The organism is Sandarakinorhabdus limnophila DSM 17366 (assembly GCF_000420765.1).
Lineage (GTDB): Bacteria > Pseudomonadota > Alphaproteobacteria > Sphingomonadales > Sphingomonadaceae > Sandarakinorhabdus > Sandarakinorhabdus limnophila.
Window position 1 is genome coordinate 1 of the sequence record NZ_ATVO01000009.1, and the last position, 24,223, is coordinate 24,223.

24 protein-coding genes, 2 tRNA genes and 1 pseudogene are annotated in these 24,223 nt (G+C 64.4%); 11 read left to right on the plus strand and 16 right to left on the minus strand.

Features of this window, described 5'->3' with window-relative positions:
- The 4 genes from G566_RS0111545 to nth form a co-directional block, all read right to left on the minus strand.
- Positions 1-1,094: tyrosine-type recombinase/integrase (locus tag G566_RS0111545; RefSeq protein WP_022680828.1), on the minus strand; the 1,094-nt coding region annotated here is incomplete at its 3' end.
- A gap of 152 nt (positions 1,095-1,246) precedes the next feature.
- A tRNA-Arg gene (locus G566_RS0111550) sits at positions 1,247-1,323 on the minus strand.
- A gap of 46 nt (positions 1,324-1,369) precedes the next feature.
- A complete protein-coding gene (locus G566_RS0111555; protein WP_022680829.1) occupies positions 1,370-1,759 on the minus strand; it encodes a hypothetical protein in 390 nt (129 codons plus the stop codon).
- Positions 1,760-1,815: 56 nt separating this feature from the next.
- Entirely contained in the window at positions 1,816-2,481 is a 666-nt protein-coding gene (gene nth, locus G566_RS0111560) for an endonuclease III (RefSeq protein ID WP_022680830.1), read from the minus strand.
- 60 nt (positions 2,482-2,541) lie between these two features.
- Here nth and G566_RS14305 point away from each other — a divergent pair, with 60 nt between their 5' ends.
- Positions 2,542-3,021 carry a DUF2244 domain-containing protein gene (locus G566_RS14305; protein ID WP_022680831.1) on the plus strand — a complete coding sequence of 160 codons (480 nt, stop codon included), beginning with the start codon at positions 2,542-2,544 and terminating at the stop codon, positions 3,019-3,021.
- Here the strand turns inward: G566_RS14305 and dapB are convergent.
- From dapB to G566_RS0111580, 3 genes are read right to left on the minus strand one after another with little or no spacing between them, the layout of a single operon-like run.
- On the minus strand, positions 2,991-3,794 hold the full coding sequence (gene dapB / locus G566_RS0111570; RefSeq protein WP_022680832.1) for a 4-hydroxy-tetrahydrodipicolinate reductase: 804 nt from the start codon (positions 3,792-3,794) through the stop codon (positions 2,991-2,993). The genes G566_RS14305 and dapB overlap by 31 nt on opposite strands.
- A 40-nt stretch (positions 3,795-3,834) precedes the next feature.
- Positions 3,835-4,545: a cytochrome c3 family protein gene (locus tag G566_RS14310; RefSeq protein ID WP_022680833.1), complete on the minus strand. Its 711-nt coding sequence runs from the start codon at positions 4,543-4,545 to the stop codon at positions 3,835-3,837.
- On the minus strand, positions 4,545-5,129 hold the full coding sequence (locus G566_RS0111580; RefSeq protein ID WP_022680834.1) for a hypothetical protein: 585 nt from the start codon (positions 5,127-5,129) through the stop codon (positions 4,545-4,547). The genes G566_RS14310 and G566_RS0111580 overlap by 1 nt, the downstream gene beginning before the upstream one ends.
- A gap of 128 nt (positions 5,130-5,257) precedes the next feature.
- Here G566_RS0111580 and G566_RS14315 point away from each other — a divergent pair.
- Together G566_RS14315 and G566_RS0111590 are read left to right on the plus strand one after the other, a co-directional pair.
- Positions 5,258-5,947 (plus strand): annotated as a pseudogene (locus G566_RS14315) (NAD-dependent deacylase); the annotation flags it as partial.
- A 210-nt stretch (positions 5,948-6,157) separates the two neighbouring features.
- Positions 6,158-6,556 carry an SMI1/KNR4 family protein gene (locus tag G566_RS0111590; protein ID WP_169522855.1) on the plus strand — a complete coding sequence of 133 codons (399 nt, stop codon included), beginning with the start codon at positions 6,158-6,160 and terminating at the stop codon, positions 6,554-6,556.
- Between the two features lie 105 nt (positions 6,557-6,661).
- Here the strand turns inward: G566_RS0111590 and G566_RS0111595 are convergent, their stop codons facing one another.
- Entirely contained in the window at positions 6,662-7,888 is a 1,227-nt protein-coding gene (locus tag G566_RS0111595) for an MFS transporter (protein ID WP_022680837.1), read from the minus strand.
- A gap of 27 nt (positions 7,889-7,915) precedes the next feature.
- Positions 7,916-8,581, minus strand: a complete 666-nt coding sequence (locus G566_RS0111600) for a glutathione S-transferase family protein (RefSeq protein ID WP_029131598.1) — start codon at positions 8,579-8,581, stop codon at positions 7,916-7,918.
- 98 nt (positions 8,582-8,679) lie between these two features.
- Between G566_RS0111600 and G566_RS14320 the strand changes: the two genes are divergently transcribed.
- Both G566_RS14320 and G566_RS0111610 read left to right on the plus strand, forming a co-directional pair.
- Positions 8,680-9,261 carry a ferric reductase-like transmembrane domain-containing protein gene (locus G566_RS14320; protein WP_022680839.1) on the plus strand — a complete coding sequence of 194 codons (582 nt, stop codon included), beginning with the start codon at positions 8,680-8,682 and terminating at the stop codon, positions 9,259-9,261.
- Positions 9,258-9,557: a PepSY domain-containing protein gene (locus G566_RS0111610; RefSeq protein ID WP_029131599.1), complete on the plus strand. Its 300-nt coding sequence runs from the start codon at positions 9,258-9,260 to the stop codon at positions 9,555-9,557. Before G566_RS14320 ends, G566_RS0111610 begins: the two co-directional genes overlap by 4 nt.
- Here G566_RS0111610 and G566_RS14325 read toward each other — a convergent pair.
- The 6 genes from G566_RS14325 to G566_RS0111640 form a co-directional block, all read right to left on the minus strand.
- On the minus strand, positions 9,554-9,919 hold the full coding sequence (locus G566_RS14325; RefSeq protein WP_040605640.1) for a hypothetical protein: 366 nt from the start codon (positions 9,917-9,919) through the stop codon (positions 9,554-9,556). The genes G566_RS0111610 and G566_RS14325 overlap by 4 nt on opposite strands.
- A 61-nt stretch (positions 9,920-9,980) precedes the next feature.
- Entirely contained in the window at positions 9,981-14,525 is a 4,545-nt protein-coding gene (gene gltB, locus G566_RS0111620) for a glutamate synthase large subunit (RefSeq protein ID WP_029131600.1), read from the minus strand.
- A gap of 5 nt (positions 14,526-14,530) precedes the next feature.
- Entirely contained in the window at positions 14,531-15,124 is a 594-nt protein-coding gene (locus G566_RS0111625; RefSeq protein ID WP_022680841.1) for a DUF2059 domain-containing protein, read from the minus strand.
- Between the two features lie 22 nt (positions 15,125-15,146).
- The gene (locus tag G566_RS0111630) at positions 15,147-16,571 is read right to left on the minus strand and encodes an NAD(P)-dependent oxidoreductase (protein ID WP_022680842.1); all 1,425 of its coding nucleotides are present in this window, start codon (positions 16,569-16,571) and stop codon (positions 15,147-15,149) included.
- A 150-nt stretch (positions 16,572-16,721) separates the two neighbouring features.
- Positions 16,722-17,528: an undecaprenyl-diphosphate phosphatase gene (locus G566_RS0111635; RefSeq protein ID WP_022680843.1), complete on the minus strand. Its 807-nt coding sequence runs from the start codon at positions 17,526-17,528 to the stop codon at positions 16,722-16,724.
- Positions 17,525-18,508, minus strand: coding sequence for a complex I NDUFA9 subunit family protein (locus tag G566_RS0111640; protein ID WP_051136043.1), 984 nt, complete (start codon positions 18,506-18,508; stop codon positions 17,525-17,527). The genes G566_RS0111635 and G566_RS0111640 overlap by 4 nt, the downstream gene beginning before the upstream one ends.
- A 142-nt stretch (positions 18,509-18,650) precedes the next feature.
- Between G566_RS0111640 and G566_RS0111645 the strand changes: the two genes are divergently transcribed.
- Both G566_RS0111645 and G566_RS15475 read left to right on the plus strand, forming a co-directional pair.
- Positions 18,651-18,737, plus strand: a tRNA-Leu gene (locus G566_RS0111645).
- A 77-nt stretch (positions 18,738-18,814) separates the two neighbouring features.
- The gene (locus tag G566_RS15475; RefSeq protein ID WP_040605641.1) at positions 18,815-19,156 is read left to right on the plus strand and encodes a hypothetical protein; all 342 of its coding nucleotides are present in this window, start codon (positions 18,815-18,817) and stop codon (positions 19,154-19,156) included.
- On the opposite strand, the gene G566_RS0111655 is transcribed toward G566_RS15475, so the two are convergent.
- A complete protein-coding gene (locus G566_RS0111655) occupies positions 19,142-20,008 on the minus strand; it encodes an MBL fold metallo-hydrolase (protein WP_029131602.1) in 867 nt (288 codons plus the stop codon). The two genes, G566_RS15475 and G566_RS0111655, sit on opposite strands and share 15 nt — an antisense overlap.
- Positions 20,009-20,073: 65 nt before the next feature.
- On the opposite strand from G566_RS0111655, the gene G566_RS0111660 reads away from it, so the two are divergent.
- The 4 genes from G566_RS0111660 to G566_RS0111675 all read left to right on the plus strand — a co-directional run bounded on the left by G566_RS0111660 (position 20,074) and on the right by G566_RS0111675 (position 24,140).
- Entirely contained in the window at positions 20,074-20,394 is a 321-nt protein-coding gene (locus G566_RS0111660) for an ArsR/SmtB family transcription factor (protein WP_022680847.1), read from the plus strand.
- A gap of 21 nt (positions 20,395-20,415) precedes the next feature.
- A complete protein-coding gene (locus G566_RS0111665) occupies positions 20,416-21,195 on the plus strand; it encodes a sulfite exporter TauE/SafE family protein (protein WP_022680848.1) in 780 nt (259 codons plus the stop codon).
- Positions 21,196-21,357: 162 nt separating this feature from the next.
- On the plus strand, positions 21,358-22,353 hold the full coding sequence (locus tag G566_RS14335) for a glutathione S-transferase N-terminal domain-containing protein (RefSeq protein ID WP_022680849.1): 996 nt from the start codon (positions 21,358-21,360) through the stop codon (positions 22,351-22,353).
- On the plus strand, positions 22,350-24,140 hold the full coding sequence (locus G566_RS0111675; RefSeq protein ID WP_022680850.1) for an arylsulfatase: 1,791 nt from the start codon (positions 22,350-22,352) through the stop codon (positions 24,138-24,140). The genes G566_RS14335 and G566_RS0111675 overlap by 4 nt, the downstream gene beginning before the upstream one ends.
- Positions 24,141-24,223 lie beyond the last annotated feature (83 nt).

The window sequence follows — 24,223 nt, forward strand, 5'->3', positions numbered from 1 at the left end:
CCCATCTGCTTCGCCAGAAGGAATGGGCTGGTGTCGTTCGACAGCCGCATCGTGGCGTAGAAGTGCCGCAGCGAGTAGATCGTCCGTGACCCACCATTGCGCTCGATCGGCACACCCGCAAACTTGAGGAGCGAGTGGAAGGCGGTCTTCATCGTCTGTATCGGCGTCCCATCCTTATGGCTGAAGATCACCTCGTCATCGGGCGGCGCTTTGCCAAGCTCGTCCGTCCGCTGATCGTAAACACGCTTGATGTAGTTCTCGGCTCCGTCCTGAAAGACCACCTCTCGAATGCCAGTCTTGCCACGAACCTCGGCAACGAGACGAGTGCCGTCGGCGGTCTGTACGGTCCGTAGGTCACTCCACCGTAACCCACGAAGTTCACCAACCCGCAGACCTGTGTTGGCAAGGACCAGCACATACTGCTGGGTAATGAACCGCTGACGCCATGTGGCGAGCGATTCGCCTTCCTTCACCCAGTCCCGTGCCTTGGTGTAAATCTTCCGCCATTCGTCCTGCGTGAAGGTCGGGCGCCGTTCCAGCGTTGCCTTCGGCGGATCGGTGTCGGGGGCAGCCGTGATGTAGCCCTTCGATACGGCGTACTTGAACACGGGGAGGATGCTGGTCCGCTCACGCCGCAGGGTCCCGTTGGATGGCTTGGTGCGATTGAAGTTCTTCTTCCGCCATTCCCAGTAGTCAGCGAACTCGACGGGTCCGATATCGGTCATCCGCATCGGACCGAAGAAGGTCAGGGCATAAACCCGAACCCGCTCGATGGTGTCCTCCCAGGAACCGCCCTTGCGGGTATGACCCACCGTGGTGACGTGCTTCTCCCATTCGCCAAAGACCTGCTTGAAGGTCTTGGACTTGATGCTGCCGCCCGTTTTGACGTGGATATAGAGGTCTTCGTAGCAGTTGATGGCGAAGCGTTCGGCTTCCCGCTGATCTGCCGTTTTGGTGGTGATTCGCTTGTAGCCAGTGGAATTGGGAACTCGGATACGAGCCTGCCAGACAGGATCTTTCAGACCTGCCCTCTTGTAGAGAATGACCCGACCGTCACCACGAAGGTCGATACGGTCCTCAGTATCGACAGCCATAACCCGCTCCCATCCGACTTCGTCAGCCTAATCAGGAACATGGGAGAATAACATCGTTTTTGTGCACGATTTGTGCATAGCAAAAATGCACATTTTTAGCCGCACTCCATATCTGTGTGCGTTTAAATATCGTTATATATCAATAATTTAGATGGTGCACCCGACAGGATTCGAACCTGTGACCTCTGCCTTCGGAGGGCAGCGCTCTATCCAGCTGAGCTACGGGTGCGGATGCTGCGCTGTTAGCAGCGGTTGCCGGAGTGCGCCAGCCTGATTCAGCCCTTGGCCCCGGCCTTTGCCTTTGTCGGCTTGGGCGGCAGACGCTCGAATTTGCCGAGGCCGCAGGAAGCACCGATGATGCCGGGGTTACCCTGCACAATCACGCGGATGATATCGACATTGCACAGCTGCGGGATGCTGGTGCTGTAGCTGAAGGCCTGGTTGAAGCCGAGCGTGGGGCAGGCGCGCGGCAGCCGGTTGCGCCACACGCTGCCATCACGCAGCCGGAAATCGATGGTTTGCCCATCCACCACGGTGTTGCTGCGGATCTGCATCAGCTGCAGGCAGTTGCGGGTTTCCGGTGGGGCGGGTTCGCTCGTCTGGCTCAAGGCAGGGGCTGCAAGCAGCAGCATCGAAAGGGACAGGGGCAGGATGAGTGCGCGCATCGTTCGTCCTCCAACCTACAAAGCCTGCAGCCTTGGCGCTGAACCGGCGCTGAACTTCACTTTACCAGAACCTGTTTCGCCTTGAATTGGCACAGATGCGCCACCGGGCAATCGAGGCACTTCGGGCTGCGTGCCGTGCAGACATAACGGCCGTGCAGGATCAGCCAGTGATGGGCATGGCGCCGCCACGGGGCTTTCACCCGTTTCATGATGCCGTTTTCCACCGCCAGCACCGACTTTCCCGGCGCCAACCCGGTGCGGTTGGCGAGGCGGAAGACGTGGGTATCGACCGCGCAGGTCTCCTCGCCGAACAGCACGTTCACCACCACGTTCGCCGTCTTGCGGCCCACGCCGGGCAGGGTTTCCAGCACGTCGCGGCTGTGCGGCACCTCGCCGCCGAACTCGTCCACCAGCCGGCGCGACAGGGCGATGACATTCTTGGCCTTGGCATTGAACAGGCCGATGGTGCGGATATGTTGTTTCAGGCCGTCTTCGCCCAGATCCAGCATCTGCTGCGGGGTGTGCACGGCTTCAAACAGGCGCTTCGTGGCCTTGTTCACCCCCACATCGGTGGCCTGGGCCGACAGCACGACCGCGACCAGCAGCTGATAGCCATTGCCATAGGCCAGTTCCGTCTCCGGCTCTGGCCGAGCGGCGGCCAGAATGCGGAAATACTCATCGATTTCGGCCGCCGTCATCAGGCGCTGGTAGAGCTTGGTCATGATGTCGCCCTTCCGCCAAAGCGGCTGGCAGGGCAAGCCTGCAGCGAATAGGGAGTCCGGGTGCTGCTTGATCTCACCCTCACGCCGAATCGCTCCTTGCCGCGTGATCACGCGCGCCTGCTGATTCTGGCAATTGGTGGCCTGTTCCTGATCGGCTCGATCCGCTTCCTGATCCTGGGGCTGTGGCCGGTGATTCCGTTCATGATCGCCGATGTCGCCCTGCTGGCCTGGGCGTTCAGGAGCAATTACCGATCAGGCGGCGCACGTGAGCGGCTGGTGCTGGCCGACGATGCCCTCACCCTCACCCGCATCGATCCGTGGGGCAAGGCAGTGGAAGAAGTGCTGGAGCCGTTCTTCACCCGGGTCGACATCGAGGAAACCCCGCTGGGCGATGCGCTGCTGTTCCTCAGCGCGCGCGGGCGTCGTTTGCGGGTGGGGCAGTTCCTGTCAGCGCCGGAGCGCCGCGAAGTCGGCGCGCTGATCCGCGAGGCGCTGGCGCGTTACCGCAATCAGATACCGAGCACGTCGGCCATCACGTAGCGCCCGGGCTTGCGGCCGGCCAGCCACTGCGCCCCCCGCAGGGCCCCGCGCGCGAAGATGCTGCGGTTTTCGGCGCGGTGCCACAATTCGATGCGCTCGCCTTCGCTGGCAAGCAGCACCATGTGATCGCCGGCCGCGCTGCCACCGCGCAGCGATGCAAAGCCGATCTGGCCTTCCACGCGCGCGCCGGTGATGCCATCGCGGCCCCGATCGCTGTGGCTGGCCAGATCAACGCCACGGCCGGTTGCGGCCGCCTCGCCCAGCGCCAGCGCGGTGCCCGACGGCGCATCCACCTTCAACCGGTGGTGCAGCTCGGCGATCTCGATATCCCAATCCGGCCCCAGCGCCCGCGCCGCCTGTTCGACCAGCCGCGCCAACAGGGTGACGCCCAGACTGGTGTTGGCGGCCTGCAGCACGGCGATGTCGCGCGCGGCGGCATCGATGGCGGCGTGATGTTCCGCCTCCAGCCCGGTGGTCCCGATCAGCAGCGCACATCGGCCTTCCTGCGCCGCCTCCAGGCTCACCGCCAGCGCCGCCGGCACCGAAAAATCGATGAGCAGGTCGCATTTGTGAGCGATGGCGCCAACATTGGAGCAGATGGTGAGCGTTTCGGGATGGCCCGGCCCCGCTGCCCGCCCGCAACTGGCATGGCCAGCCCGTTCCACCGCCCCGGCCAGCGTAAGGCCCGGCCAATCCGACAGCGCGCCAATGATGGCCTGCCCCATGCGGCCGCCAGCCCCAAGCACACCAATGCGGATCGGTTTCTTTGTCATGCGTCGGTTGTGACGGCTTGCGCGCGCCAGTGCAACCGCCTCACTCGTCGTCCCCCTCGCCCTCGCGTTCGCCTTCGGCGCTGCGGTGGCAGCGGGCGCAGTTGTCGATGTTGCCGCGCACGCCTTCCTCGCGATGTTCGGCCAGCGTGGCGGCGGGCTTGTGCTCGTGGCAGCCATAGCAGGTATAGCGCCGCGTGTTGCCGCCCACGTTGCAGGTGGTGCAGGCCACATAGTGATCGCGGTCCAGCCGGAACAGCCGATCATGGGCAAAATGCGCCGGCTTCCAGCCGCTGGTGGTGTGGCAGGTGGCGCAACTGGTGGTGGCAAACTGGCGGTGCAGCGTGGTGGCCGGCGCCACGTGGCAGGTGGCGCACTGGCCGCGCACCGCGGGTTTCAGCAGATCGTGATGGAAGCGCACCGGGCTGTGGCCGGTGAGCGCCGGGCCGGCATGATCGGTGTGGCAGGCCAGGCAATCCGGGGTGGTGAGTTGCTGGTGAAACGCCGCCTTGCCGCCCGCCAGCCGCTTGCCCCTGGTGGTGAACAGGCCGATGCGCGCCGGCGCGTGGCAGGTGATGCAGCGTTCTGCCGCCGCCCCCTTGAACGGCGCGTGGCAGGCAAAGCAATTATCGGCGATGGCGGCATGGGCGGGCTTTACCGGGCCGGGCGCCAGCATCGGTTCCGGCCGAAAGATCGCCAGCAGGATGATGCCGAACAGCACGACCAGGATGAACAGGGTTCCCGGCTTCGGCATCACTGCCAATCCCAGAACAGCGCAGTCGCCACCAGATGCGCCGTCGCCAACACGGCAAAGGCCAGCGTGATCGGCACATGCACGACCCGCCATTTGCGCACCAGATCCATGGTCAGGCTGTCGCGGTGCAGCCGTTCATCGATGGCGGCGGCGTCCAGGCCCTGCGACGCCAGCCGCGCCCGCGCGTCGATCAGGCGGGTGCGGGCGTGGGCCAGCAGATATTTGCCGGTCAGCCCGCTGGCGACATTCACCAGCATCGCCAGCAGCGCCAGCCAGGCCAGCACCGCGTTGAAATGGATGCCGGCATGCACCAGCACCAGCAGCGATCCCGCCCAGGCCATATACTCATGCCGGCGCAGCAGGGTCACCGGGTTGCCGCGGGTGACGATCTTGCGCTTGCGCAGCGAATAATGGAGCGACGCCAGGATCAGCGCTACGCCGAGAATGCCCAGCCAGCGGCCCACCCACACCTGATCAAAATAGTGCAGCACCGCATCAACCAGCAGCGCCGCCAGCGCCAGCGCCAGCAACGACGCGGCAAACGGCAGAACTTCACGACTGATCAAGCTGGCGGCGCGCGGCATGCCCGTTCCCTTCCCAGCAGCATTGGGCTCCGGATGCGGCACCGGCATTGATGTGAGTCAACGCACGCGCATCAATATGGTTGCGCCATGCTTGCCGCGCCGCGCTGGCCGGCCTTATCGTGGCGGGCATGAGCCGCAACATCGTCATCCTCACCGGCGCCGGCATTTCGGCCGAATCCGGCGTGCCCACCTTCCGCGCCGCCGATGGCCTGTGGGAAGGCCACCGCGTGGAGGATGTCGCCACCCCGCAAGCCTTCCGCCGCAACCCCACATTGGTGCAGCAGTTCTACGATCAACGCCGCGCCTTCCTCGGCCAGGTCGTCCCCAACGCCGCCCACATGGCGCTGGCGCGGCTGGAGGCGGAATGGCCGGGTGATTTCCTGCTCGTCACCCAGAATGTCGATGATCTGCACGATCGCGCCGGCCACAATCGCCTGCTGCACATGCACGGCGAGCTGAACTCCGCCCTCTGCACCCGCTGCGGCGCCGCCCGGCCCTGGCGCGGGCCGCTGCTCGGCAATCCCAAGTGCCCAGCCTGCGCGCAGGTGGGGTCCTTACGCCCCGATATCGTCTGGTTCGGCGAAATGCCCTACCACATGGACAAGATCAGCGCGGCCATCGCCGCCTGCGACCTGTTCGTCTCCATCGGCACCTCCGGCGCGGTCTACCCCGCCGCCGGCTTCGTGCAATGGGCCCGCGACGCCGGCGCGCGTACGCTGGAACTCAACCTCGAACCGTCCGCTGGCACACCCCTTTTCGACGAAGCCCGCCAAGGCCCGGCCAGCGCGCTGGTGCCGGCGTGGGTGGAGGAAATGCTGGCGGAGCGGTGTAGGGAAGGAAGAGGGCCTCCGGCGGGCAGGGTCGCAGACCCTTCACCCGATTGTTTTCGGGCGGCGCCTCATGGCAGCTTTGGGGTTGAAAGGGGACAATGGCAACTTCTTAAACTACCGGCGGTATGCTAACCTAACCAAATGAATTTGAGCCGATTCATCACGCAGTGGACTCACCCTAGCTTCGCGCCTGACCCCGTGGCAGAAAGCGAATTGGAAAGCACTGAAGGCCGTCTTGAGACACGCCTGCCAGCCGAATACCGAGAGGCCGTGCTTCAGTTCGGTCTGCCTCGTCCAACCAGCGCGCTACTTGAAGCGATCGTCGATCAGGAACTCCGTTTACGAGATGTGAGCGACTTTCTCAGCCCGTCGGAGATTGTGTCTGTAACCGAGGACTGGCGTGAATTGGTTCTACCCGAGCAGTTCGTCGCCTTCGCTACCGACTGCATGGGCAACCTGTTTTGCTTTCCCAAGAACTCAGAGGCTAGCGACGAACTGCCAGTATATTACTTCAATCATGACAGCGGAGCTGTCGATAAGATCGCTTCGACGTCTTCCCAGTGGATCGACGAGTTTTGCAGCGTAACACCCAATTAGGCGCTTATTCGGTAATTGAGTCGCGAGCGGACGCACCTGCAACCCGCACACTTCAAATCAAACGGGTGCAGGGACTGCGTCCCTGCCCGCCGGAGGCCCCTTGCTTCAGCCTTCGTCCAGCGCGCGGATATCCGGCTGCATCAGCTGGATGAACAGCAGCGCCGTCAGATAGGCGCCGGCGGCGATGGCAAACATGGGCCAGTAGCCCACCCCGTTGGTGAGGCACCAGCCGGTGAGTTCGATGATGCCGGTGCCGGTGAGGTTGCCGGCGACGCCGCCCAGCGCCATCACCCCGGCGACGCGGGAGGTGGGCACGGTATCGGCGGCGAGGCCGAAGATGTTGGTGGAAAAGCCCTGGTGGGCGAACAGCGCCAGGCCGATGATGAGGGCGGCCGCGATAGGGCCGGGGGCTTGCAGGGCCAATGGGATCGGCAGGATCAGGATGGCGTAGAGGAACATGCTGGTCTTGCGCGCCTTGTTCACGCTCATGCCGCGTTTCAGCATTGTCGGGAACAGGAAGCCGCAGCTGAAGGCGCCCAGCGCCGCCATGGTGAAGATGATGGCGTTGGGCACGCCGACCTCGCCCTGGCCCAGGCCGAAGGTTTTCACCAGAAAATCGGTCGACCAGAAGAGCACGAACCACCAGACGCAATCGGTGAGGGCTTTGGCGCCCACGATCGTCCAGGTGCGGTGATCTTTCAGCAGCTCGCCCCAATTGCCTTCGAGCGCGGCGTTCTTGGCGACGTTCACCGGCAGCAGCCGGCGGGTGCCGAAGATCCAGAAGCCGAGCCAGATAAAGCCGAGTGCGCCGGTGACGACGAACGCCGATTGCCAGCCAAAGGCCAGCGCCAGCGGCGGGATCAGCAGCGGGGTGAGGATGGCGCCGATGTTGGGCGCGGTGTTGACGAGGCCAAGGCCCAGGCTGCGCTGGGTGAGTGGCAGATAGGTGGCGGCGGCTTTCACCGCGGCGGGCGTGTTGACGCTTTCGGCCACCGCCAGAACGGAACGGGCGACAACGAACTGGCTCACGGTGGCGGCGGCGGCGTGGGCCATGCCGGCGGCGCTCCAGATCGCCACCGCCACGCCATAGGCCCAGCGCACGCCAAATTTGTCGACAAACCAGCCCACAGCCAGCAGCGCGAACGCGGCGGAGAGCTGGAACACGCTGCCGAGATGAGCGAATTCCTGATCGGTCCAGCCGAATTCGGCTTCCAGCGTGGGTTTCAGCAGCGCCAGCACCTGCCGATCGACATAGTTCAGCGCCGTGCCGGCAAACAGCAAGGTGATCAGCAGCCAGCGCGCGCGGGCTTCAGCCTGTTCAGTGGTTGCCAACGCGCCTCTCCCCCACAGGCAGCCGGATCAGAAGTCCAGCTTGTCATAATGCTGCGGCGGCGGCAGCCCTTCCAGCCGTTCGGCCAGCAAGGGCCGGAACGTTGGCCGTGACTTGATCGCCGAATACCAGGTCTTGGCGGGTTCATGCCCGTCCCATTCCAGCCCGGCCAGATAATCCGCCACCGAAAGATGCGCCGCCGCCGCAATATCGGCCAGCCCGAACTGGCCACCGCCCAACCAGGCCCGGCGTTCGAGCAGGAAATCAATGTAATCCAGATGCATGTCCGCCATGCGGCTGGCGGCGCGGATGATGCCGCCATCGGGCGTGCCGCGCACCACGGCGCGCTTGTACATGCGCTCCCCCAGCAGCGGGGCGTTCACTTCGGCATAGAATTTCTGATCGAACCAGGCCGCCAGGCGCCGGGTTTCAGCACGGTCTTCCGGGGTGGAGCCGATCAGCGGCGTGCGTTCCAGCGTTTCCTCGATATGTTCAAGAATGGCGGTCGAATCCGACAGCACCAGCGCATCGCGCCGCAGCACCGGCGTCTGCCCGGCGGGATTGAGCGCGGTGAAGCCCGGCCGTTTTTCCCACGGCCGTTCCTGCACCAGTTCGTGCGTGACACCCTTCACCGCCAGCGCGAAACGCACCTTGCGGCTGAACGGACACAGCGTGAAATGATAGAGACGCCACATTGCCTGCCTTTTCATAATCATCTTTGCCGTCTTGGGAAGGCCGCAGCCGCCCAACAGGCTTGTTGCAAATCATTCGCAACAACGCTAGCACGGCAAGCATGAACCGGCGTCTTGCCCTGTTGGCCCTGTGGGCGGTGCTGATGGCGCCGCTGGCCGGGCTGTGGTGGCAGGCGGCCAGCCAAGATGCCGATCTGGATACACTGGTGGCCGATACCGGCAATTGGGCCATGGCCTGGCTGGCGATTGCCGTGGTGATGACGCCGCTGGCAAAGCTGTGGCGACCGCTGGCGCGCCTGTTGTGGCTGCGCCGCGCGGTCGGGTTGGCGGCGTTTGCGGCCAGCCTTTTGCATCTGTGGCTCTACGTGCTGGCGATGCGCAGCTTTGCAGAACCGAGCGGCGAGTGGGCGCTGATCTGGGACGAGGCCTTCACGCCCGGCATCCTCACCGGCTGGATTGCGCTCGCCCTGATGCTGCCGCCGGCGCTGGCCAGCAAGGATGCCGCGATGCGCCTGTTGCGCCGGTCGTGGAAGCCGGTGCAGCGCCTGGCCTGGCCAGCGGCCGGTGTGGCGCTGGCACACATGGCCGTGGTGCATGATGCGTTCGGCCTGGCCATGGCAGTTGCCGGCATCGTTGCCGGCCTGCAACTGGTTCGATTTTTCCCTGCAACCCGAAAGGTATGACGATGCGCGTAATGATGATGGCGGCTCTGGCCGCAACGATGATGGCCGGCCCGGCGCTGGCCACCGGCAAGATCAAGTGCAACGTGGCGGCAGCCGACATGAAGCCGATCGAGGCGCTGAAGGCCGAACTCACCAAGCAGGGCTGGACCGTGGCCAAGGCCAAGGTCGATGGCGGCTGCTATGAAGTCTATGGCGTGATGCCGGAAACCGGCCGCGTCGAAGCCTATTTCGATCCGGCGACGTTCGAGAAGCTGTACGTCGAGCAGCGCGGCAAGGTGCTGTTCAAGAAGGGCTAAGCCTTGGCGGGCCGGGGCTTTGCCTTGCTTTGGGGCTTCGCCTTGGCCGGCTTGGCCGCCTTTGCCTTCAGCGCAGCCACTTCGGCCTCCAGCTCGTTGATGCGCAGCGCCTGGCGGACGACAATGTCCTGCAAGGCGCTGGTGTCCGGGCTCACCGGCGGCGGCGCGGCCGCTTCCGGGGCCTTGGGCGACTCCGGCGGAGTCGGTGCCTTGGCCGGTTCCGGCGTCACGATCTCGGCGTCCACCACCGTTTCACGTTCACGGAAAATGCCGCTCTCGCGCGCCTTGCGGATCAGCGGGGCTGCCGCCACCGCCATCTGCATCAGGCTTTCGATCAGCGGATCATTGCTCTTGGCCATCATCGGGTCCTTCAACTGTTATAGTGAAATATAGCAGCGAAGGACCCGGTTTCAAGATGGCGCCCTATTCCGCCGCGATGCTGGCCGGGCTGTCGTTCAGCGGATGCGTCAGCCGGCTGACCATTTCCTTCGGGCACACCTGCCAGATCGCCTCCCGCGTGCGGTCCCACTCCGCCAGCAGGCCGGCCGCCCATTTGGAACCGGTCTCGGCAGCGTGTTCCTCGATCAGCGCCAGCACGACGCTTTCCCAGTGCGCCGATTCCAGCCGCTGCACGATCACGCTTTCGCGGTTCACCCGCCGCTCGAACTGGCCGTCGCGATCCAGCACAAAGGCCATCCCGCCCGACATGCCGGCAGCGAAATTGTCACCCGTTGGCCCCAGGATCACGGCGGTGCCGCCAGTCATATACTCGCAGCCGTTGGCGCCGCAGCCTTCCACCACCACGGTGGCACCGCTGTTACGCACGGCAAAACGCTCGCCCGCACGGCCGGCGGCGAACAATTTGCCCGCCGTCGCGCCATAAAGCACCGTATTGCCGATGATGGCGTTGTCCTGGCTGGCCAGCGGGCTGGACGGAAAGGGCCGCACCACGATGGTGGCGCCGGAAAGCCCCTTGCCCACATAGTCATTGGCCTCGCCGAACACTTCCAGCTTCACGCCCTGCACGGCAAACGCGCCCAGCGATTGCCCGGCCGAACCGCGCAGCCGGACGTGGACATGCCCGGGGCTGAGCGCCGTCATGCCGAAGCGGCGGGTGATCTCGCCCGAAAGCCGCGTGCCCACGGCGCGGTGCGTGTTGCGCACCGTGTAAGCCAGCTGCATCTTCTCACCACCTTCGAACAGATGGCCGGCATCGCGGATCATTTCGGCATCCAGGCTGTCCGGCACCGGGTTGCGGCCGTTGCCCAAGCCCCAACGCCGCATGTGATCGGGCGCATCGACCTTGGCCAGAACCGGGTTCAGGTCGAGATCATCCAGATGCTCGGCACCGCGGCTGACCTGACGCAGCAATTCGGTGCGGCCGATGACGTCATCAAGACTGCGGAAGCCCAGCCGCGCGAGAATCTCGCGCACTTCTTCGGCGATGAAGCTCATCAGGTTGATCACCTTTTCCGGGCTGCCGTCAAACTTGCCGCGCAGGGCTTCGTCCTGCGTGCAAACGCCCACCGGGCAGGTATTCGAATGGCACTGGCGCACCATGATGCAGCCCATGGCGACCAGGCTCATCGTGCCAATGCCATATTCTTCCGCACCCAGAATGGCGGCGATCACCACGTCACGGCCGGTCTTCAGGCCGCCATCGGCGCGCAGCTTCACCCGGTGGCGCAAGCCATTCAGCGTGAGCACCTGGTTGACCTCTGACAGGCCCATTTCCCACGGCGTGCCAGCATATTTGATGCTGGTCTGCGGGGACGCGCCGGTGCCGCCGACATTGCCGGAAATCAATATGGCATCGGCGTGCGCCTTGGCCACGCCGGCCGCCACTGTGCCGATGCCCGCGCTCGACACCAGCTTCACGCAGACGCGGGCGCGCGTGTTGATCTGCTTCAGATCGTAAATCAGCTGCGCCAGATCTTCGATCGAGTAAATATCGTGGTGCGGCGGCGGCGAGATGAGCGTCACGCCCGGCGTCGAGTGGCGCAGCTTGGCGATGAGTTCCGTCACCTTGAAGCCGGGCAGCTGCCCGCCCTCGCCGGGCTTGGCGCCTTGGCTGACCTTGATCTCGATTTCCTCGCAGGCGTTCAGATATTCCGCCGTCACGCCGAACCGGCCAGACGCCACCTGCTTGATCACGCTGTTGCCGTTGTCGCCGTTGGCATAGGGCTTGAACCGGATCGGGTCTTCGCCGCCTTCGCCCGAAACCGCCTTGGCACCAATCCGGTTCATCGCGATCGCCAGCGTCTCGTGCGCTTCCGGAGACAGCGCGCCCAGGCTCATGCCCGGCGTCACGAAGCGCTTGCGGATTTCGGTGACGGATTCCACCGATTCAATCGGCACGGCTTTCGTTCCGGGCACGAAATCCATCAGGTCGCGCAGCGAAATCGGCGGCAGCGCCTGCACGCCGCGGCTGAACTTTTGATAGTCGCTGTAGCTGTCGCGGCTCACCCCCGTTTGCAGCAGGTGGATCAGCTGGGCATTCCAGGCATGGGCCTCGCCATTGGCGCGCCAGCGATACAGGCCGCCGACCGGCAACGCGATCACATCCTCGTCCCAGGCCTTTTCGTGGCGCATCTGGGCGTTGACGAACAACGATTCAAAGCCCTCGCCGCTGATCTTGGCCGGCATGCCGGGGAAGAAATCATTCACCAGCGCCCGGCTCAGCCCAACCGCTTCGAAGTTGTAGCCGCCGCGATAGGAGGAGATCACCGCGATCCCCATCTTGGCCATGATCTTGAGCAGACCGTCGTCCACCGCCTTCTTGTAACGGGCAATGCACTCGTCCAGCGTCTGGCTGCCGAACAGGCCGCGCGCATGGCGATCGGCGATGGCTTCCTGCGCCAGATAGGCATTGACGGTGGTCGCCCCCACGCCAACCAGCACCGCGAAATAATGTGTGTCGAGCGCTTCGGCGGCCCGCACGTTGATGCTGGCGTAAGCGCGCAAGCCCTTGCGCACCAGGTGCGTGTGCACGCCGGCCGTGGCCAGGATCATGGCGATTCCGGCCCGCGTGGCCGATTGATGCTCATCGGTGAGGAACAATTGCGTCTTGCCCTGGCGCACCGCGGTTTCGGCTTCGGCGCGCACGCGGGCGATGGCGGCCCTCAGGCCAGCCGGGCCGCCGGCGATCTCGAACGTGCAGTCGATCTCGGCCACCTGACGGCCGAAATGGCCCTTCAGCAGATGCCAGTCGCGGTTGGACAGCACGGGGCTGTCCATCACCATCACGCCGGCCTGGGTGGCTTCATCGTCCAGAATGTTGGTCAGGTTCGAAAAACGCGTCTTCAGGCTCATCACGCCGGTTTCGCGCAAGCTGTCGATCGGCGGGTTGGTGACCTGACTGAAATTCTGCCGGAAGAAGTGCGACAGATTGCGGGCGTTTTCGGAAATCACCGCCAGCGGCGCATCATCGCCCATCGAGCCGACGGCTTCCTTGGCATCCTCCACCATCGGCGCGAGGATCAGCTCCATGTCTTCCAGTGTCTGGCCAGCGGCGACCTGGCGGCGGCGCAGATTGTCCCGATCATAGGCCGCGGCCGGCTCCGGCTTGGCGCGTCCCGGCAGATCCTCGAAATTGGTGAAGCCGGCGACCAGCGACGCATAATCCTGTGCGCCGGCCACCTTGGCCTTGATTTCGGCATCGGCGTAGAAGCGAGACGGCGCGGCATCGAGGTCTACGGCGATCATCTCGCCGGGGCCAAGCGCGCCTTTCTTCACCACGTCACCTTCCGGCACCACCACCATACCGGCTTCGCTGCCGGTGATCAGCAGGCCATCACGCGTGAGGCAGTACCGCATCGGCCGCAGCGCGTTGCGATCAAGGCCCGCCACCACCCAGCGGCCATCGGTCATGGCCAGCGCCGCCGGCCCGTCCCACGGCTCCATCAGCGACGCGAAAAAGGCATACATGGCGCGCGTGGCCGGATCGAGGCTGGCATCACGCTGCCAGGCCTGCGGGATCAGCATCAACTTGGCAGTCGGCGCATCGCGACCCGACCGCACAAAGGCTTCGAACACCGCATCAAGCGCCGCCGTATCCGACGCGCCGGCCGGGATCAGCGGCTTGATGTCTTCCGAATGTTCGCCAAACGCGGCGGCCGCCATCTTGATCTCGTGGCTCTTCATCCAGTTGCTGTTGCCGCGGATCGTGTTGATTTCGCCATTGTGCGCCAAGGTGCGGAACGGCTGCGCCAGCCACCATTGCGGGAAGGTGTTGGTGGAATAGCGCTGGTGATAAATGGCAAAGCGCGAAACGAAGCGCTCGTCGTTGAGGTCGGGATAGAAAACGCTGAGCGATTCCGCCAGGAACAGCCCCTTGTAGATCAGCGTGCGGCACGACAGCGAGCAGAAGTAGAAGCCCTGGATCTGGGCTTCGATCACCTTCTTCTCGATGCGGCGGCGGATGAGATAGAGGTCCTTCTCGAACCGCTCCTTGGCATCCTCACCATCGTCCTTCGGCCCGGCGATCATGATCTGCTCGATCTCGGGACGGCTCAGCATCGCCTTGTCGCCGATGCAGCTGATATCCACCGGCACCTGGCGCCAGCCATAGACCTTGTAGCCGAAACCGATGATTTCAGATTCAACGATCGTCCGGCAGGCTTCCTGCGCGGCCAGATCGGTACGCGGCAGGAACACCTGGCCCACAGCCAGCAGACCGGCGACTGGCTTCTGGCCGTGCCTTTCGACATGTTCGTGGAAGAAATCCACCGGGATCTCGACCAATATGCCCGCACCATCGCCCGTCATGCCATCGGCATCGACCGCGCCGCGGTGCCACACCGCCTTCAGCGCATCGATGGCCGCGGTCACCACCCGGCGCTGCGGTTTGCCATCCGTGGCCGCCACCAGCCCCACGCCGCAGGCATCGCCTTCGAAATCGGGGCGATACATGCCGACATCGGCAATGCGGGCGCGTTCCTCAGGCGAAACGACGAAGGGTGCGGGCATCTGGGTCATGGCTTCTTTGCCTGTTGTGCGTTGCTGCTCAGCGGGGCCAGCGCTGCGCCCAGCCGCTTGGCATTGGCCTGCATGGCCGCATCGATCTTCGCCCCGATCAACTGGCCGGTGGCCTGACCGATGGCAGCGGCCACCGCCGGTTCCTTGCGCATCAGCGCCTGACCGGCGGGCGTGCGATAAAAGGCCAGGATGGCGTCAAGTTCTGCGTTGGTGAACTGGCGGGCATAGGCCTGGGTGGCGGCGGTCACCACGCTGTTCAGATTCTGGTTTACCACGCCCTGCGCGACTTCAGCCTGAATGGCGCCGGCCTTGGCCAGCACCGGATCAAATTTCGCCTTGTTGGCCTGATAGGCGGGGATGAAACCCGGCTGCTGGGCCAGCATGGCACGGATCACCGCGCCCGATTTCATCTGGGCGATGCTGCCCGCCATCTGCGTCTGCAACTTGGCCTTGATGTTCAGCTGCGCCACGATCGCCGCCGCCGATTGCAGGGTGGCCGGATCCATCGGACGCGCCGCGGCCGGCTTGGTCTGGGCCTGCGCTGCGCCAGCAACGGCAAGAGCGGCAAAAGCGACGATCAGTGTCTTCATTTGGGCAATTCCTTGGAGTTGGTCAGGCTGCGGCTGCGGCTGCAGTCACGCGGGCGCGCAGATATTGGTGCATCTGCGCCGCCACGTCACGCCCGTCGCGCACCGCCCACACCACCAGGCTGGCGCCGCGCACAATGTCGCCGGCGGCGAACACGCCGTCCACGCCGGTCATCATGGTCTTGTGATCGATGCGCACCGTGCCCCAGCGCGTCACCGGCAATTGCGGCGCGCCAAACAGGGTCGGCAGGTCTTCAGCATCAAAGCCCAGCGCCTTGATCACCAGATCAGCCTGAAGCGTGAAGCGATTATCGGCATCTGGTTCCGGGCTGCGGCGGCCATCGGGGCCTGGCTGGCCCAGCCGCATGCCTTGCGCCACCACGCCGGCGGGCGTGATCTGTGCCGGGGCCGCCAGCCAGACAAACTCCACGCCCTCTTCCTCGGCATTGGCGACCTCGCGCGCCGAACCCGGCATGTTGGCGCGATCGCGGCGATAAAGGCACTTCACGCTGGCGGCGCCCTGGCGGATGGCGGTGCGCACGCAATCCATCGCCGTATCGCCGCCGCCGATCACCACGACATGCTTTCCCGTTGCATCAAAGGTGGCGGCATCCGGAAGCGCATCGCCAAAGCCGGCCTTGTTGGCGGCGATCAGATAATCCAGCGCCTCCATCGTCGTCGGGCCATCGGCGCCCGGCACTTCGACCTGACGCGCCTTGTACACGCCAGTTGCGATCAGCACGGCATCGTGCTTCGCCCGCAGATCGGCCAGGCTGGCATCACGGCCCACGGCGAAATCCTGATGGAAATGCACGCCGCCCTCGCGCAGCCGCTCGACCCGGCGCATCACCACCGGCTTTTCCAGCTTGAAGCCGGGAATCCCGTAGGTGAGCAGGCCGCCCGCGCGATCGTGCCGGTCATAGACATGCACGTCATAGCCCTTCACGCGCAGCGCCTCGGCGGCCGTCAGCCCGGCCGGACCGGCGCCGATGATGGCCACGCTCTGGCCACTGCGATCAGCGACGGGCTGCAGCGGCTTCACCCAGCCCTGCTCCCAGGCATTATCGGTCAGGAACTTCTCCACCGAACCGATGGTGACGCTGCCGAACCCTTGCTCGATCACGCAATTGCCTTCGCACAACCGGTCCTGCGGGCAGATGCGGCCGCAGATTTCCGGCATGGCGTTGGTTGCCGCCGATACTTCATAGGCTTCCTGCAGGCGGCCTTCCGCCGTCAGCTTCAGCCAATCGGGGATGTTGTTCTGCAACGGGCAATGCACCTGGCAGAAGGGCACACCGCACTGGCTGCAGCGCCCGGCCTGCTCTTCGGCCTTGGCGAGGATATAGGGGCGGCTGATTTCGAGGAAATCATGGGCACGCTCATCGGCTGACCGCTTGGCCGGGTAAGCCTGGGTCCGCTCGACGAACTTCAGCAATTTTGTTGCGGCCATGGTCGCTTATCCTTTCGTTCGGATGCGCGAAACCACAAGCGCCGGCGCTTGTCACGTGAAAAGCGGGAAATAGGGCAATATTTCTGCCCTAAATCTGATCAACTCGCCAGATTCGGGCGGTTTGACCGGCATTTTATGACCGGTTCGGCCCTATCTCATCGCCAACCACACCAACGCGGCGCTGCCGGCGATGATTCGGTACCAGGCGAACGGGGCGAATCCAAAGCGACTGACCAGCGCGACAAAGCCCTTCACCACGGCCAGCGCCACCACGAAGCTGACGGCAAAGCCGATGCCGATGGCCGACAGGTTGGACGCATCAAGGCTGTCGCGGTTCTTCCACAGCATCAGCACGGTGGCGCCCGAAATCGTCGGCACGGCGAGGAAAAAGCTGAACTCGGCGGCCGTCTTGCGGTCCACCCCCAGCATCAGCGCCGCCATGATGGTGGCGCCCGAGCGCGACACGCCGGGGATCATGGCAACACACTGGCCCAGCCCGATCAGCAGCGAATTGCGCGGGGTCAGTGCCTCCACCCCGAACACCTTGGCCTCGCCCATGCGCTTTTCGATCCACAGAATCGCAAAGCCCCCAACGATCAGCGAGACGGCCACGGTGGTGGGGCTTTCCAGCATGGCTTCCACGGCCTTGATGAACAGCACGCCCATGATCGCGGCCGGCAGGAAGCCCAGGAACACGTTGCGGATGAAGGCAAAGGCCGTCGGTTCCCGCACCAGCAGGCCACGCGCCACCCCTATGAACCGCCCCCAATAGGCGACCAACACAGCCAGAATCGCGCCGGACTGGATGGCGATATCGAAGGTCGCCCCGGCCTCGCCCGAAAAGCCGAGCAGCTCGCCCGCCAGGATCAGATGCCCGGTGGAGGACACCGGCAGATATTCCGTCAGCCCCTCGACAATGCCGAGCAGGATGATGGTGAGCAGATCGGGCTGGTTCACGCATCCACTTTCGCAAAGCGCCCGCCACGGCGGAAGCGCGCCATCATTTCCGGGATGAATCCGGCCAGCGGCGTCGGCGTGACGCCCAGATCCTTCAGCCCTGGCAAGGTGGTCGCGCAGATATTGCCCTTTTTCAGCATCGCCAGCTGATCGCTGTTCATCGGCATGAACGGCAAGATATCGCCCATCTTAGCGAGCAGGCCGGACGTGAAGTCCGACAATGGCACCACCGGCCGGTCGAGACCGGTCAGATCGGAAATCATCTGCAGGATGGCGGTGAAGCTCAGCACATCCGGCCCGCCCAGTTCAAAGGTGCGCCCGCGCGCATCGCCCGATTGCAGCGCCGCCAGCACCGCATCGGCGACATCACGCACATAGACCGGCTGGAACAGGCTGTCCCCGCAGATTGCCGGCAAGATGGGGGACAATCGCGCCATGCCGGCAAAGCGATTGAAGAACTGATCTTCCGGCCCGGCGACCAGGCTGGGCCGCAGAAGGCAAGCAAACGGCAACGCGCTGAGCACCTGTTGCTCGCCCTCGCCCTTGCTGCGGGCATAGGCGATTGCGCTGATGGCATCGGCACCGATCGCGGACATTTGCACATAGGCCTTTACGCCCGCCGCCGCCGCGGCCCGCGCCGCCCGCCCGGCGCCTTCGGCCTGCAGACCGGCAAAGCGCTGGTCCCCGCTTTCGGCAAGGATGCCAACAAGGTTCACGCCCGCCGATGCGCCGACAAAGGCGGCAGCCATATCGGCATCGGAACGGATATTGCCGGTCACCACCTGGATCTGGCCAAGATCACCGAGCGGCTTCAGGTACAGCGCGCTGTCGGCATGGCGGGAGACAACACGCACCCGGTATCCGGCCCGGGCCAGCGCCTCCACCACGTACCGGCCGATGAAGCCCGCACCGCCAATGACGGTGACCAGCGCGCCAACAGGCAACGGGGAAGCAGTGCTTGTGCTGTGAAGATCAGTCATGCCGGCGATTTAGCCGCTGGCGCCGGCCTTGTCTTGGCTCATCTTGCCCCGCGACGCTGCTGCTGGCGGAAAAATCGCGATTGCCCGGCACAGACGATTGACATCCCCCGATTCCACCCATATCAGCCGCCGCCTACCCCGTGCCCAGATGGCGGAATTGGTAGACGCACCAGCTTCAGGTGCTGGCGCTCGCAAGGGCGTGGAGGTTCGAGTCCTCTTCTGGGCACCATCACTCCGGCCGCCAGCGGCCGCCGGAGATTGAAAAACCTTCAAAATCAGCTGGGCCAGCTCTCGCGGTGACCGCCTGTGTTCGCCGACATCCGTCGGCAAGCGCAGTTTTCTGGGGCCTTCAGTACCATCGCCAAAACCCTTTGGCTGCTGTCGAAGCTTTCGCCGTCCCTGGGCAAACGGCCAATGACCGCGGCGCCCATTTGGCAGGCGCGCGTGGACATGGCGCAATGGTGGGCGGACCATCTCGATGTCCTCCGCAAGGGGGCGGAGGTGGTGCCAATGAGGGCAGTCAGTTACCGTCGGGTGGGCATCCCTCCCTTGCTGCTACTTCCGCATTGCGACCTCATTTCGGCCAATATGGTCAATCGCATCCTAACCCAAAGCCGACACTGGTTCTTGGTGTTAGCCGGCAAATGACAGCGGTAGCCGCAGAAAGCGCCGCCCCTGCGCATCGGGCGGCGGCAGCTCGCCAGCTGCGATATTCACCTGCAGGCTTGGCAGGATCAGCGTTGGCGGAGCCAGCGTTGCGTCTCGGGCCTGACGCATCGCGACAAAGCTCCGTGCATCAACGCCATCATGCACATGGATATTGCCCGCCTTTTGCGCGGCGACGCTGGTTTCGCAGGCATAGTCTGCGCGGCCGGTTGGTAGATAATCATGGCCAACAAAAATCCGGGTTTCGGGCGGGAGCGCCAGGATCTTCAGGATCGAGGCATGCAGCGTTGCCGCATCGCCGCCGGGAAAATCACAGCGCGCGGTGCCATAGTCGGGCATGAACAGCGTGTCGCCAACGAAGGCGGCGTCACCGATGAGATAGGTCAGACAGGCAGGCGTGTGGCCGGGCGTGTGCATCACGCGGATGGTCAAATTGCCCAGCGGCAGGGTGGCGCCATCTTCCACCAGAACGTCGAACTGGCGGCCATCGGTGGGCAGATCGTCCATGCCAAAGCGCGGTGCGAACACCTTCTGCACCTCGGCAATGCGGGCGCCGATCACCAGCGGTGCGCCACTTTTGTCCCGCAGCCAGTGGCCGCCGGCCAGATGGTCGGCGTGGGCGTGGGTTTCGAGGATCCAGCGCAGCTTGAGCTGGCGCCGCTCAACGACGCTGTACAACGCCTCAAGGCCGTTGTGTGAGACGCGGGCGCCCTTGGGTTCATAATCCAGCACCGCATCGATGATCACGGCCTCGCCCGTGTCGGGATCTGAGACGAGATAGGTCCACGTGTTGGTCGCATGGTCAAAGAACGGAGTGACGTCAGGGCGGTTCATATCGATCTCCAATGCCGCGACATTAGCATTTGCTAAATTAGTTTCAAGTAGGTATATCCACCGCCATGAACATTTCCGCGAATCTTGAGGCCTTTGAGGCCAGCGCCGCAGAGGCGGCCAAGCTGATGAAGGCGCTCGCCAATGAGCGCCGGCTGCTGATCCTGTGCCAGATTGCCGATGGGGAACGCTCGGTGGGTTCGCTCAACGTCGGCCTGTCGCAATCGGCCCTGTCGCAGCATCTGGCGCTGCTGCGCGAAGAGGGCGTCGTGAAAACCCGGCGCGAGGCGCAGACCATCTATTATTCGATCGCCAATCCGGCTGTGCACAAGGTGATTCAGACCCTGGCGGAAATCTACTGCCCGGAACTTGCCGGCCTGCCGGCCTGACCCGCCAACAAGGATATTGCCATGGAAGCCGGACTGGCACTCGGACTTCCAGCGGCCGTTGCCGGCGGGGCCATCATCGCCCTGCTGCTCGGCCTGTTTGGCGGCGGCGGCTCCGTGCTGGCGACGCCGCTGCTGCTCTATATCGTCGGCATATCTGATCCGCACGTGGCCATCGGCACGGGGGCGGCGGCCGTTGCCATGAACGCGGCGGCCAATCTGGCGGTGCAGGCGCGGGCCGGCACCGTGAAATGGCCGTGTGCGCTTTCCTTCGCGGGGGCTGGCCTCGCCGGTTCGCTGGCCGGCGCGGTTCTGGCGCAGCGCGTGGACGGGCAGGCGCTGCTCAGCGCCTTTGCGCTGGCCATGCTGGCGGTGGGGCTGGCCATGCTGCGCCCGGCGAAAGCCGAAGGCGACCCAGCGGTGCGGCTTGATCTGCCGATGACGCTGAAGCTGGTGCCGGCCGGGCTTGTTGTTGGCCTTGCGGCGGGCTTCTTCGGGATCGGTGGCGGTTTCCTGATCGTGCCCGGCCTGATGGCGGCCACCGGCATGACGCTGGCCAACGCCGCGGCCTCCTCATTGGTTTCGGTGATGGTGTTCGGCGTCGCGACGGCCGGCACTTATGCAGTGGCCGGCCGAGTGGATGGCCCGGCACTGCTGGCGATGGTGGCCGGCGGGCTCATCGGCGTGCTGGCCGCCAAACCACTGGCGCCGCGTCTTGCCACCCGCGCCGCCTTGGCCCGCCGGCTGTTCGCGATCATGGTGATCCTGACGGCGCTGTACGTCGGCTGGCGCTCACTGGGATGAGGCGGGCAGCGCCAGGCCATCGTCGCACAGCACCACATAGATGGCCGGGATCACCAGCAGGGTGAGCAGGATTGAACTGGCCAGCCCGAACAGATGCCAGTTGTCAAACCTTCCTCGCGGGCGCAGATCAGCCGCACCAGATCGAGAAAGGGCACCATCACCATGTACATAATCAATGGCGCGCTCGGTTCACCCTATTCGATGAAGATGCGCGCGCTGATGCGCTATCGCCGTATTCCGCACCTCTGGGTCCACGGTGCGGACTCGCGCGAGGCGCTGGCCAGGGTCAAAGCACCGGTCATCCCGGTGATGGAATATCCCGATGGGACGTTCCACAATGATTCCACCCCGCTGATTTATGATCTGGAGGCGCGTCACGCCGAACGTTCCGTGGTTCCGCCAGACCCGGCAAGTGCCTTCATCGCGCACCTGATCGAGGATTTTGCCGATGAATGGGTGACCAAGGCGATGTTCGGCTACCGCTGGCTGGAGGATGTGGACCAGATCCAGATGAGCCGCTGGCTCGCCTTTGACGCGATGAAGGGCGGCGGGCTGGCGACGAGCCAGGGCTTTGCCGAACAGTTCCGCGCCCGCCAGGTCGGGCGGATGGCGATTGTCGGCTGCACGCGCGAAAATTTCCCGCTGATCGAAGCCTCGACCCACGCGCTGATGGCGGCGCTGGAGGCGCATGTGGTCGATCGCCATTGCCTGTTCGGCACGCGCCCCAGCCTCGCGGAATTCGGCATATATGGCCAGTTATCGCAGCTTGGCGTTGACCCGACCGCGCAAACAATGATGCGCAAGGACTATCCCTACAGCTTCCGCTGGCTGCTCCATATTGACGATATGTCGGGCATCGAGGGCCAATGGGATGCAGCAGATGCGCCCTTTGCGCCGATCATCGCCGCATGGCTGAAGCAGGTGGGCGACATCTACATGCCCTTCCTCCTCGCCAATGCCGCCGCGATCGAAGCCGGCGAAACGACCTTCAGCATGACCGCCATGGGCCTGCCCTACACCCAGGGTGTGTTCAAATATCAGGCCAAATGCCTGGCTGATCTGCGCGCGCGCCATGCCGCGCTGGATGCGACCGCGCGGGGACGCATCGATCCGCTGCTGGCGGAGGCGGGGTGTCTCGACGCCTTGCTGAGCCGATGAGCCCGAAGCGACCGGCAGCCGTTCTGGCCGCTCTGACCGTGCTGCATCTGCTTGCGCCCGGCACCCACGCGGCCCCTGCGAAGCGCCCCAACATCGTAATCCTGCTTGCCGATGATTGGGGGTTCAGTGATGTCGGCGCCTTCGGCGGCGAAATTGCGACGCCCAATATCGACGCGCTCGCGGCCAAGGGTGTGCGTTTTTCGAATTTCCACGTCGCCGGTTCATGCTCGCCCACGCGGGCGATGCTGCAGACGGGCGTGATCAACCACCGTGCCGGCTTGGGCAACATGCCGGAGACAATCCCACCGGAACATCAGGGCAAGCCCGGCTATGACGCGCACCTCAACAACCGCGTGGTGACCATTGCCGATCAGCTGCGCGCTGGCGGCTACCGCACCTATCTGACCGGGAAATGGCATCTGGGCCACACGCCCGACAGCCTGCCCACGGCGCGCGGCTATGATCATGCGCTTGCGCTGGCCCAATCGGGCGCCGACAATTTTGAAGATAAGCCCAATCTGCTCATTTATGACCAGACCGAATGGAGCGAGGACGGCAAGCCGGCGAAACTGCCGGCGCGTTTCTATTCCTCGACCCTGATTGTCGACAGGATGATCCGCTATATTGACAGCGGCAACGCCAGCGGAAAACCGTTTCTGGCTTCGGTGAACTTCATCGCCAACCACACGCCATTGCAGGCGCCCGATGCCGACATCGCGGCCTATGCCGGGCGCTACACCGCGGGCTGGACAGCGCTGCGCAACCAGCGCCGGGCCGCAGTGATTGCCAAGGGCATGATGCCCGCAGGCGTTGCCATGGTAACCATGAATACCAGTGGCGACTGGTCGCAATTGTCGCCTCAGGAACGGCAGCAGCGCGCCGGTGCGATGGCGGCCTATGCCGGCATGGCCACAGCCATGGACCGTGAAATCGGCCGGCTGGTCGCGCATCTGAAGGCCATCGGCGAATATGAGAACAGCATATTCGTTTTTCTGTCTGACAATGGCGCCGAAGCCACCGACCCGATGGCGATGGGGGCATTTGCGCGCTGGAACGCCAATCATCTCTATGATCAAAGCATCGCCAGGCAGGGTCGCCCGGGCTCGCTGACTGCACAAGGCGCTGGCTTTGCCAGCGCATCGGTCTCGCCGCTGCGGGGATACAAGTTCAGCGCGAGCGAAGGGGGCTTGCGTGTGCCGATGATCATGGCCTGGCCGGGCAATCCGGCGATCAGGGGTGGCAGCGTTGCGACCGGCTTTGCCCATGTCACCGATATGCCGCCCACGTTGTTGGCGCTGGCCGGGGTGACGCCGCAGCAAGGCGTTTTTGCCGGGCGCCGTGTCGAGCCCATGATCGGGTTGAACCTGTCGCCGATGCTCACCGGGAGTACGCCATCCGTCCATCCGGCAGACAAGCCGCTGGGCTATGAACTGTCGGGCAACGCGGTGCTGTTCAAAGGCGATTACAAGCTGGTCAAGAACCTGCCACCTTATGGCGATGCCCGCTGGCGGCTCTACAATATCAGCGCCGATCCCGGCGAGACTGATGATCTGTCGCGCGCCGATCCGGAACGATTTGCCGTCATGCAAAGCGATTATGCCGCCTTTGCCAGGGCCAACCAGGTGCTGCCGATGCCCGAAGGCTACACGGCGCCCGACCAGATTTTCGCCAATGCATTGCGTACGTTGCTCATACCGCGGCTGCTCGAACTGTGGCCAGCTGGTGCCATATTGGTGGTAGCATTAGCGACCTTGATCCGGTGGCGCCGCCGCCGCGCTAAACGGTGAAGGGCTATTGGCCAGGCCGCTGGCCCTGCGAGGACGGCGGCCCACGCCGGTTGCAGTCGGTTCCCGATCCCAAGGCCCTGGCA